The sequence below is a fragment of the Nocardioides sp. genome, assembly GCF_050699375.1.
Taxonomy (GTDB): Bacteria; Actinomycetota; Actinomycetes; order Propionibacteriales; family Nocardioidaceae; genus Nocardioides.
Genome location: NZ_JBOHDN010000348.1, coordinates 1 through 10,418, shown reverse-complemented (window position 1 = coordinate 10,418; position 10,418 = coordinate 1). Strand labels below are relative to the sequence as shown.

Below are 10,418 nucleotides of genomic sequence, written 5' to 3'. Positions count from 1 at the left end.
GTTGGCACCAGCGTGCCAACTCGACCTGCAGAAGTGACGCTTCGGCCTGCAGAGGTGACCTCTCGCGGGGTTATTCGACGCGGGCCACCATGGGCAGCCGGCTGCGGGTGGTGACCGCGACGATCAGGGCGATCAGGAGGGGGAGGCCGACGACGACGATCCCGACCAGGCTCCACGGGATCACGAGGTAGTGGGAGGCCACGTCGTCGCGCGCCGGCCACCCCTCGGCGGTGAGCGGATAGCTGACCGCGATGCCGGGGACGAACCCGATGATCGCGCCGGGGATCGCTCCGAGGAGCGCGATGACGATGGCGTACGCAGCAGCGACCCCCCGTCGCGTACGCGTCCTGGCTCCGACGGCCGACAGAGTCGCCAGGTCGGGACGGGCGTCGTTGAGCGCCAGATGCGTCGCGGTCAGGGCACCACCGATCATCAGCACCGCACCCAGCGTGACCAGGAGCAACCACACGATCACCGTGGTGTCGTCCTCCTCGAACCCGCGCTCGACGTCGATCGCCGAGGAGATCTCGCCAGCGGCCAGCGCCTCGTCGAGATCAGTCTCCGCAGCGGCACTGATCCCGGCATCCTCGACGTAGAGACCCACGACCTGCGGATCTGCGCCGAGCCGCTTCGCCGTCGCGGCCGACACGACCGCATAGGAGGGCGCGACCCGATCACCGACGTCGACGTACGTCGCCGGCGACTCGAACGCGATCCGCTCGTGCTCCTGCTCGTCCTCCTCGGAGAACTCCGTGACCACCAGGCGCGCGGACCGAGAGGAGACCAGCTCGTCGTCGGTGGTGAACACGACGACTCCGGAGGAGCGCAGCGTCTTCTCAGCGGCGGCGACATCGAGCTCGGTGAGCGACCGGGTCACTGCCGGCGGGAGCTGCCCGTCGGCGCCGGCGACGATGAGATCGCCGAACCCGCTGCCGGTGTCCAGCGGGACCTCGCCACGATCGGCGGTCTCGACGGAGAAGTATCCGCTGTCCTCGCCGAACACCGCACCGGACATAGCACTGACCGTCGAGCCAGGAACCGCCTTCTCGACCTGCGCCCTGATGGTCTCCCACCGCGCTGCCGCCTCTGCCTCGCCGTCCTCGGCATCGGCGCGCCGCGGCTGAACCGTGGCGTCGCCGATGGCGAAGACAGGCTGATAGCTCGCCTGGTTCTGCTCCTGGTCGCTGCCGAGTGCGATCCCGAGGGTGACCACACCGACCACGGTCACCGCGATGGCTCCGGCGGCCGGCACCGTCCGGGTGCGGTGCCGATCGGCGTCGCGCGTGGCGAAGCGGATCACCAGCGGCATCCGGGCGCTGAGCCGAGCGGCCAACGAGACCAGGACCGGCAGGATGAACAGCAGCCCGGTGACGCAGAGCAGTACGCCGAGGGCGATCGGGACGCCGCTGAACGCGTTCCGGGTGCCGAAGGCAGCCGAGGCGACACCGGCAGCGAGCAGCACGACCCCGATGACCGGCGAGCGCCGCGAAGGCCGAGTCTCGGAGCGACGGCCCGACAGGACGCCGACGACGTTCTGGCGCGATGCGATCCAGGCCGGCACGACCGCCGCGCAGATCGCGGCGGCGAACCCGATGCAGGCAACCGCCAGGATCTGCAGCCACGGCACCTCGAACGGCCCGAACCACCGCGAGACCTGGTCCTGCGCGAGCGGCTGGAGCAGCCGGCCGAGCCCGATCCCGAGGACCGCGCCCGCGACGGCGGCCACGGCACCGATGACGATCGCCATCCCGAGCACGACGCGCCGGGACTGACGAGCGGTCCCGCCGGAGGCGGCGATCAGGGCGAGGTCACGAGCCTGTCGCCTGGCCGCCACCGCGAACGCCGGGCCGGCCAGGAGCACCACCTCGAGCAGCACCATCACCACGATCAGCACGACGATCACGGCGTCCGCGGGATCCGGGGCCTCCATCCGTGGGCGGAGCTCCCGGTCTGCCGCCAGCGCCGCGGTCGAGGGGTTCTGGACGACCGAGCGCGAGAGCACGAAGGCGCCCTTGGTGTTCAGCTCCTCCACGTCGGCCCAGGTCATCGCCCCGCCCCCGACGAGCCACGACGGGGTGTTGAAGGAGGCGGCGTCCGGCAGATCCTGGCCGGCCAGGAAGGGATCGTTGCGTACGGTCGTGGATTCGACGATCCCGACGACCTTGCGGACCTCGTCCGAGCTCCCGTCGGGAATCCGCAGCTCCTCACCGATGCCCGGTCCCCGGTCGGAAAGAACGGAGTTGACCACGACCTCATCCGTGCTCTTCGGGAGCCGGCCGTCCGTCAGCCGAGTCAGCCCGGCGGCGAGCGGATCGTCCAGATCGACCCGGAGTCCGGTGACCCAGGTGGCACCCTTGTCGGTGCGTACGTCGAGTCCGTACTCATCAGCCTCGAGCACCGGCCGGTCTCCGACGGCGGCCCGAAGACCGGCCTCGTTCAGCGGCTCCCCGCCGGGCTCGGGCTCGAGCCATTCGGCGGCGTTCTCGGGGTCGATCCCCTGTCGGACGGCCCCCGGGCTCTGGGCCTCGACACGTGCCGCGGCCTCGGTCCCGAGCCGGCGGTCGAGTCCCTCGGCCGTGTTGACGTCGTAGGTCTTGTACGTCACCGCGACCGCGGTCACTCCCGCCACCGGCAGCGCGATCATCGCGATGACGAGCAGGCTGCGCCACTTGGCTCGTCGAGCCTCGCGCTGCCCGATCCGGAGGGCGAGCCGCCAGCTGGAGAGACGCCCCGTCATGCGTCGACCTCGTCCTCGAGAGCCAGACCCGGCGTCTCGCCCGACTCGTCGACGACGAGACCGTCGCGCACGTAGACCACGCGGTCGGCCCAGCTGGCGTAGCGCGGCTCGTGGGTGACGAGCACACCGGCGGCGCCCGCGTCACAACGCGCGCGGATCAGCTTGAGGATGTCCTCGCCGGTCTCGGTGTCGAGCGCGCCGGTCGGCTCGTCAGCCAGGATCAGCCGGCGGTCACCGACGACGGCGCGAGCGATCGCGATCCGCTGCCGCTGACCGCCGGAGAGCTCGTCGGGGAACCGGTCGGCGAAGCCGCCCAGCCCGACCTCATCGAGCGCGACCTTCGCCGCGGTCCGGGCCTGACGGAGCCCGGCGCCGTCGAGCTCCAGCGGCAGGGCGACGTTCTCGGCCGCGGTGAGCGCCGGGATCAGGTTGAACTCCTGGAAGACATAGCCGATCGACGTACGCCGCAGCCGAGCCCGGCCGCTGACCCCGGCCTCGCCGAGGTCCTGGCCGTCCACCGCGACAGCGCCCGAGGTCGGCGAGTCGAGGCCGCCGGCGATGGTCAGCAACGACGACTTCCCGGAGCCGCTCGGCCCCATGATGGCGACCAGCTCACCTGCGTACGCCTCGAGGCTGACGCCCCGCAGGGCGTGGACCTCGGCGGCGCCGGTGCCGTGGACGCGGCTCACGTCGGTGAGCCGGAGGACGGGTTCACTCATGCCGCCGCCTCCGTTGCGCGAGTCAAAGAATACGGACGCGGTGGCCTGAGGCTTATTGGCGTTCGCTGGCGCTCACTCATCGGTGGACTCCTTGGTTCGTGTGGTTGCGGGAATGGCCGGCGTGGCATGGACACGGCGGTTCAGCCGCTCGCGCGCATCGGCGAGCCAGCGGTCGCCGTCGTGACTCATCCGCCGCAGGTCGCGGGCGAAGGTGTCGTTCATCGCGCCCCTCCTTCGGCGGGGTCGGATGTGGTGCTCTGCGCCGCCGCCCGGCGGAGCCGGGACTCGCAGTGGTCGAGCCAGCGGATCTCGGCCTCGGCGGCGAAGACGAGTCGGTCGAGGACCAGCCCGGCGGCGAGATCCTCGGCAGCGCCGGAGCGTGCCTGACGGCGATAGCCCTGCAGCGCCCGCATGGTCGCGCTGCGCTGCTGCTGGACGACCTTCCCGACGTCCACGCTCGGCACCGCGACCGCCACCGCGAGCTTGATCGCGAGCTCGTCGCGCTGTGCCTGGGCACGCTCCACCGGGGTGTCGAACCACCCCTTGACCTCGACCTTTCCGGCCTCGGTCAGCTGGTAGAGGGACCGTCCCTCCGCGTCGGTCCCTCCTGCCTCGACGAGACCGTCCCGCTCCAGCCGGGACAAGGTCGTATAGACCTGCCCGACGTTCAGCGGCCAGCTCGCACCCGTGCGCTCCTCGAACTCGGCGCGCAGCTCATAGCCATAGCGCGGCGCGTCCTCGAGCAGCGCCAGCAACGCGTGCTTCACGGACATCCAGCCACCTCCTTCGTCTGCATACCGAGTATGTATATACCCGGTATGTATCCGAACGCAAGGCGACGTCGCCGGCTCGGCTGCCGGCGCCACTCCGTCGAGGTCAGCCGTCGAGGTCGGGATGCTCGGGGCGCAGCAGCAGGTCGACCTCATCGATGGTCACCCCGGTCACGACGCCGCCGGCGAGACCACCGAGCCGGATGCCGTCGATGGCAACCGCGAGGCCGTCGTACGTGTCGAGCAGCCGGTCCGCGGACAGGACGTGGATCGCATCGGCGACCTTGCGTTCCAGCGCGGAGTGGAGGACGCCACGCGGGTCGACGTAAGCAGTGCCGACCCGGGGCGGGTCGACGGCGACAGAGACGGTCGCGAGGACACGTACGTCCTGGCCGTCGCCGGCCTGAGCGCGGACCACGATCGCGATCTCGGTCTCCCCGGTCGGCCACTCGAGGACCTCGTGGAAGCCCGGGACCGCCAGCGTCATCGAGTCCGAGGCGATCCGAACGATCCGCCGGTGCCTGGTCACCACCAGACATTCACCGCGCCGCGCCCGCCGCAGCAGCGAGGCCACCACAAGAGCGACCGCGACCACTGCGATCACCAGAACCGTCACCATCTCCCTCATGGCTCAAGTCTTCTGGGCTCGCGCGCGTTTCCGAATGGGTGCTTGCACCCATTCGGCACCAGCCCGGCAGACGACGAACCGGCACGGTTCCTTCACAGGATCCGTGCCGGTTCACCTCATGCCGTGAGCCGGACGGGGCTGGTCAGACGGGGAGGGCCTCACCCTTCGCCGCGAGGTCGCGGAGGTACTGCGTCGGGCGGAACCGGTCGCCGTACGTCTTGGCCAGCTCGTCGGCCCGGGCCAGGAACGCCTCGATGCCGATCGAGCCGTCAGCGGCCTCGTAGCCGGTGATGAACTGAGCCGCACCACCGGTCTGCGGCGGGAAGCCGATACCGAAGATGGAGCCGATGTTGGCGTGCGCGGCGGAGGTGATGACCCCCTCCTCGAAGCACTTCGCGGTCTCCAGCGCCTCGATGAAGAGCATCCGCTCCTCGGCGTCACGCAGCGGGATCTGCTTGTCGGCGACCGGGAACACGTCCCCGAGGTCCGACCAGATCGAGCCGCGCTTCCCGTCGACGTAGTCGTAGAACCCGGCACCCTTGAGCTTGCCGGAACGACCCACCTCGATGAGCTTGCCGAGCACCTTCTCGGTGACGGTCGGCTCCTCGACGCCGGTGGCCTCCCGCGTCGTACGAGCGATCTTGACCATGAGCTCGTGGTTGAGCTCGTCGGCGATCTGCAGCGGCCCGACCGGGAACCCGGCCTGGGTCGCGGCGCGCTCGAGCGAGTAGGGAGCGAGACCCTCGGCGAGCAGCTCCAGACCCTCCTGGATCTGGGTGCCGATGACGCGGGAGGTGTAGAACCCGCGGCTGTCGTTGACCACGATCGGGGTCTTCTTGATCTGCTGGACGAGGTCGTACGCCTTCGCCAGCGCCACATCGCTCGTCTCGGCACCCTTGATGATCTCGACCAGCGGCATCTTGTCGACCGGGCTGAAGAAGTGCAGACCGATGAAGTCGGCGGGGCGGTCGATGCCCTTGGCGAGCTCGCTGATCGGCAGCGTCGAGGTATTGGAGCAGAGCACCGCGTCCTCGTTGACGTACGGGGCGATCTCGCTGAAGACCTTCTGCTTCAGCGAGACGTCCTCGAAGACCGCCTCGACGACGACGTCGACCCCGGCGAAGTCCTCCGGGGCGGCCGTCGCGGTGATCCGGTCGAGGATCTCGTCGGCCTTCGCACTCGTCAGCTTGCCGCGCGAGACCGCCTTCTCGTTGAGCTTGGCGGTGTAGGCCTTCCCACGCTCGGCCGACTCGATGGCGACGTCCTTGAGGACGACCTCCGCGCCCGCCCGGGCGAAGGAGTACGCGATGCCAGCACCCATCATCCCGGCACCGAGCACACCGACCTTGGTGGCCTGGAACTTCTCCACGCCGTCGGGACGCAGCGTGCCGGCGCCGATGGCGCCGAGATCGAAGAAGAACGCCTGGATCATGTTCTTCGACTGCTGGCCGGTGACCAGCGAGACGAAGTAGCGCGACTCGATCCGGGTGGCGGTGTCGAAGTCGACCATCGCACCCTCGACCGCGGCCGACAGGATCGCCTTCGGCGCGCGCATGTCGGACTGCTTGAGCTGCTTGCGCAGGATCGGCGGGAACGCCGGCAGGAAGCCCGCGAGCGCCGGCGAGGTCGGCTTGCCACCGGGCATCTTGTAGCCGGGCTTGTCCCACGGCTGGGCGATCTCGTCGGGGTTGGCCTTGATCCACGCCTTGGCGGCGGGGACGAGCTCGTCGGGGGAGGAGACGAGCTCGTCGACCAGTCCCTTCTCCTTCGCGGCCGCCGGCTTGAACTTGGTGCCCTGGCCCAGGACGTCCATCAGCCCGGTCATGATGCCCAGGAGACGTACGACGCGGGTGACGCCGCCACCGCCCGGGAGCAGCCCGAGGGAGACCTCGGGAAGGCCGATGTCGTAGCGGGCGTCCAGCGCGATCCGGTGCTGGGCGGTCAGCGCGATCTCCAGCCCGCCACCGAGGGCAGCGCCGTTGATCGCGGCCACGACCGGCTTCGGGAAGGTCTCCAGCTTGCGGAGGGTCGCCTTGATCGACTCGACCTCCTCGAAGACCTGGGCGCCGTTGTCGGGGCGCACCTGCATCATGTTCTTGAGGTCACCGCCGGCGAAGAAGGTCTTCTTCGCGGAGGCGATCACGACGCCGGTGACGCTCTTCTCATCGGCGGCCGCCTCGGCGTACAGCTTCTCGACGGCCTCCGCCATCGAGGTCTTGTACAGCTCGTTCATGGTGTTGGCCGACTGGTTCGGGTCGTCCAGGGTCAGGGTGACGATGCCGTCGGCATCGCGGTCGTACTTAACGGCAGACTCAGTCATCTCTTCGCAAACCTCTCTCAGACCAGCTCGACGATCGTGGCGATGCCCATGCCGCCACCGACGCACAGCGTGGCCAGACCACGCTGCTTGCCCTGGCGCTCGAGCTCGTCGACCAGGGTGCCGAGGATGATGGCGCCGGTCGCGCCCAGCGGGTGACCCATGGCGATCGCGCCGCCGTTGACGTTGGTCACCGAGTCGTCGATGCCCATGTCCTTCATGAACCGCATCGCGACCGCGGCGAACGCCTCGTTGATCTCGAAGAGGTCGATGTCCTCGACGCTCAGGCCGGCCTTGGCCAGCGCCTTGCGGGAGGCCGGGGCCGGGCCGGTGAGCATGATCGTCGGGTCGGCGCCGGAGACGGCGGCCGACACGATCCGGGCACGCGGGGTGAGGCCGTTGGCCTTGCCGGCCGCCTCGGAGCCGATCAGCATCAGCGCGGAGCCGTCGACGATGCCGGAGGAGTTGCCGGCGTGGTGGACGTGGTCGATCTTCTCGACCCAGTGGTACTTGGCCAGCGCGACGTCGTCGAAGCCGGCCTCCTGACCCTGCTGGACGAAGGACGGCTTGAGGCCGGCCAGCGTCTCGGCGGTGGTGCCGGGGCGGATCAGCTCGTCGTGGTCGAGCACGGTCAGACCGGTCTGGTCGACGACCGGGATGACGGCGTCCTTGAAGTAGCCGTTCTCCCAGGCGGCGGCCGCACGGGCGTGGGACTGCGCGGCGAACTTGTCGACGTCCTCGCGGCTGAAGCCTTCGAGGGTCGCGATCAGGTCGGCGCCGATGCCCTGCGGCACGAAGCCGGTCCTGAGCGCGGTGTCGGGGTCCTGTGCCCAGGCACCGCCGTCGCTGCCCATCGGCGCCTTGCTCATGGACTCGACGCCACCGGCGAGGATGAGGTCCTCGAACCCGCCGCGTACGCGGGAGGCGGCCTGGTTCACCGCCTCGAGCCCGGAGGCGCAGAAGCGGTTGAGCTGCACGCCGGCGGTCGTCTCGGGAAGACCCGCCTTGATCGCGGCGGTCTTGGCGATGTCACCGCCCTGCTCGCCGACCGGCGTGACGACACCGAGCACGACGTCGTCGATCGTCTCGGTGACGAGGTTGGGGTTGCGCTTGCGCGCCTCCTCGATCAGGCCGACCACCAGGTCGATCGGCTTGACCTCGTGGAGCGCTCCGGTCTTCTTACCCTTCCCGCGCGGCGTGCGCAGGTGGTCATAGATGAATGCTTCAGCCATGCGCCGATTGTGACACTAAAACTGTCACAGTCAACCCCCATCGGTGGTCGAGCTTGTCGAGCGCCGTATCGAGCCTGTCGAGATGACCTGTTCACGAGAGGTTTCGGGAGATGGTCCGGTTCACCGCGTCCTGGAAGCTCACCACGATCGCCTCGGTGGTCAGCTGACGCAGCCGAGGGAGCACCTCCTCGAGACGCTCGGCCTCCTCGGCGCTGTGATGGGTACGCCGGAAAGGGTCGACCACCTGGTCGCGCAGGATCGTGTTGAGGTCGGCGGCGAGGTCGGCCATGTGCCGCGAGGTCGCCGCGTACGCCGCCGCCAGGGCGTCCCGGGGCAGCCCCAGCTCGATCAGCTCGCGCCCGATCCTGGCCTGGATGTCCTCGGTCGGTTCGGTGGCCCACGAGGTGATCATCGCGCGCTGCATCGCGAGGTCCTCGCGGGTTATGTCGGCAGGCAGCCGGCCGAGATAGCGCTCGATCGCCTGCAGCGTGAACCCGTGCTCCTGCAGCGAGGTGACCAGGTCCAGCCGGGCTCGGTGGTCAGGGCCGTAGTAGGCGACCCGGCCCCGCCGGATCGGCGGTGGGATCAGGCCCAGGCTGGCGTAGTAGCGCGTCGTACGCACGGACAACCCGGTGACGGTCGAGAGCTCGTCGATCGTCAGCAGTTCCTCGGTCGTCTCCGTCATAGCCAGCGACCGTAGACCAAACGGTTGCGACTTCGCCAGTGTTACTGTCACAGTTGCTCAGTCGCCGCCCCGACAATGCGGCCTGCGTCACACCCATGGGGCACGATTGGACCGACCGTCGACGAAGGAGTGCCATGCCCGAGAAGCCCACGATCTATGAAGCAGAGCACGAGGACTTCCGCGCCACCGCGAAGGCCTTCTTCGAGAAGGAGGTCGTGCCCTTCCACGACGAGTGGGAGAAGGCCGGCATCGTCCCGCGCGAGCTGTGGAAGAAGGCCGGCGACACCGGACTGCTCTGCTTCGACGTCGAGGAGGAGTACGGCGGCCCCGGCATCAAGGACTTCCGGTTCAACTCGGTCCTCCACGAGGAGATGGCGAAGATCGGCGCCAGCGGGCCCGGCTTCTTCGTCCACACCGACATCATCGTCCCCTACATCTCGCACCTCGGCACGCCCGAGCAGAAGGCCAGGTGGCTGCCGGGCTGCGTCTCGGGCGACATCATCACCGCCGTCGCGATGACCGAGCCGGGCGCGGGTTCGGACCTCCAGGGCGTACGCACCACCGCGGTCGACAAGGGCGACCACTACCTCCTCAACGGCTCGAAGACGTTCATCTCCAACGGCATCAACGCCGATCTCGTCATCGTGGTCGCCAAGACCAACCCCGAGGCCGGGGCGCACGGCATCTCGCTGCTCGTGGTCGAGCGCGGCATGGAGGGCTTCGAGCGCGGCCGCAACCTCGACAAGGTCGGCATGCACGCGCAGGACACCGCCGAGCTCTCCTTCACCGACGTGGTCGTACCCAAGGAGAACCTCCTCGGCGAGGAGGGCTCCGGCTTCGTCTCGCTGATGACCCTGCTGCCGCAGGAGCGCATCTCGGTCGCCTCCATCGCGGTCGCCGCTGTCGAGCAGGTCCTCGAGCTCTCCCTCGACTACGCCCGCACCCGCGAGGCCTTCGGTCGCCCCATCGGCCGCTTCCAGAACACCGCGTTCACCCTCGCCGAGATGGCCACCGAGGCCTACCTCGCCCGCCTGTTCCTCAACGACGCCGTCACCCAGCTCAACGCCGGCACCGCCGACACCGTCCTGGCGAGCATGGCGAAGTGGTGGACCACCGAGCTGCAGAAGAAGTTCGTCGACCAGGGCGTCCAGATCCACGGCGGCTACGGCTACATGATGGAGTACCCGATCGCCAAGGCCTTCGTCGACAGCCGCATCCAGACCATCTACGGCGGAACGACAGAAGTCCAAAAGCTGATCATCAGCCGCCACCTAGGCCTCTAAGCCTCCGCGGTGTGCTGCCAGGAGTGCGCTCTACCGCACCTCTGGCA

The 10,418-nt window shown here is 69.2% G+C and carries 9 protein-coding genes; 1 reads left to right on the top strand and 8 read right to left on the bottom strand.

All coding sequences use genetic code 11. From position 1 onward, the window contains the following. Positions 1-70: 70 nt before the first annotated feature. From ACRDPS_RS23450 to ACRDPS_RS23415, 8 genes are all read right to left on the bottom strand, one after another. A complete protein-coding gene (locus ACRDPS_RS23450) occupies positions 71-2,737 on the bottom strand; it encodes an FtsX-like permease family protein (RefSeq protein ID WP_431504080.1) in 2,667 nt (888 codons plus the stop codon). After that, a complete protein-coding gene (locus tag ACRDPS_RS23445; RefSeq protein WP_431504079.1) occupies positions 2,734-3,456 on the bottom strand; it encodes an ABC transporter ATP-binding protein in 723 nt (240 codons plus the stop codon). The genes ACRDPS_RS23450 and ACRDPS_RS23445 overlap by 4 nt, the downstream gene beginning before the upstream one ends. Positions 3,457-3,528: 72 nt before the next feature. Next, positions 3,529-3,678: a hypothetical protein gene (locus ACRDPS_RS23440; RefSeq protein ID WP_431504078.1), complete on the bottom strand. Its 150-nt coding sequence runs from the start codon at positions 3,676-3,678 to the stop codon at positions 3,529-3,531. Further along, positions 3,675-4,229, bottom strand: a complete 555-nt coding sequence (locus ACRDPS_RS23435) for a PadR family transcriptional regulator (protein ID WP_431504077.1) — start codon at positions 4,227-4,229, stop codon at positions 3,675-3,677. The genes ACRDPS_RS23440 and ACRDPS_RS23435 overlap by 4 nt, the downstream gene beginning before the upstream one ends. A gap of 103 nt (positions 4,230-4,332) precedes the next feature. After that, positions 4,333-4,854, bottom strand: coding sequence for a hypothetical protein (locus tag ACRDPS_RS23430; protein ID WP_431504076.1), 522 nt, complete (start codon positions 4,852-4,854; stop codon positions 4,333-4,335). 142 nt (positions 4,855-4,996) lie between these two features. Then, positions 4,997-7,174: a 3-hydroxyacyl-CoA dehydrogenase NAD-binding domain-containing protein gene (locus tag ACRDPS_RS23425; RefSeq protein WP_431504075.1), complete on the bottom strand. Its 2,178-nt coding sequence runs from the start codon at positions 7,172-7,174 to the stop codon at positions 4,997-4,999. Positions 7,175-7,191: 17 nt separating this feature from the next. After that, positions 7,192-8,403, bottom strand: a complete 1,212-nt coding sequence (locus ACRDPS_RS23420; RefSeq protein ID WP_431504074.1) for an acetyl-CoA C-acetyltransferase — start codon at positions 8,401-8,403, stop codon at positions 7,192-7,194. Between the two features lie 91 nt (positions 8,404-8,494). Then, a complete protein-coding gene (locus ACRDPS_RS23415; protein ID WP_431504073.1) occupies positions 8,495-9,088 on the bottom strand; it encodes a MerR family transcriptional regulator in 594 nt (197 codons plus the stop codon). Positions 9,089-9,222: 134 nt separating this feature from the next. On the opposite strand from ACRDPS_RS23415, the gene ACRDPS_RS23410 reads away from it, so the two are divergent. Beyond that, positions 9,223-10,371: an acyl-CoA dehydrogenase family protein gene (locus ACRDPS_RS23410; RefSeq protein ID WP_431504072.1), complete on the top strand. Its 1,149-nt coding sequence runs from the start codon at positions 9,223-9,225 to the stop codon at positions 10,369-10,371. The last annotated feature ends 47 nt before the right edge of the window (positions 10,372-10,418 follow it).

Coding starts and splice junctions, on each gene's coding strand:
- ACRDPS_RS23450 (WP_431504080.1), bottom strand. CDS start 2,737: ATGACGGGGCGTCTCTCCAGCTGGCGGCTCGCCCTCCGGATCGGGCAG.
- ACRDPS_RS23445 (WP_431504079.1), bottom strand. CDS start 3,456: ATGAGTGAACCCGTCCTCCGGCTCACCGACGTGAGCCGCGTCCACGGC.
- ACRDPS_RS23440 (WP_431504078.1), bottom strand. CDS start 3,678: ATGAACGACACCTTCGCCCGCGACCTGCGGCGGATGAGTCACGACGGC.
- ACRDPS_RS23435 (WP_431504077.1), bottom strand. CDS start 4,229: ATGTCCGTGAAGCACGCGTTGCTGGCGCTGCTCGAGGACGCGCCGCGC.
- ACRDPS_RS23430 (WP_431504076.1), bottom strand. CDS start 4,854: ATGAGGGAGATGGTGACGGTTCTGGTGATCGCAGTGGTCGCGGTCGCT.
- ACRDPS_RS23425 (WP_431504075.1), bottom strand. CDS start 7,174: ATGACTGAGTCTGCCGTTAAGTACGACCGCGATGCCGACGGCATCGTC.
- ACRDPS_RS23420 (WP_431504074.1), bottom strand. CDS start 8,403: ATGGCTGAAGCATTCATCTATGACCACCTGCGCACGCCGCGCGGGAAG.
- ACRDPS_RS23415 (WP_431504073.1), bottom strand. CDS start 9,088: ATGACGGAGACGACCGAGGAACTGCTGACGATCGACGAGCTCTCGACC.
- ACRDPS_RS23410 (WP_431504072.1), top strand. CDS start 9,223: ATGCCCGAGAAGCCCACGATCTATGAAGCAGAGCACGAGGACTTCCGC.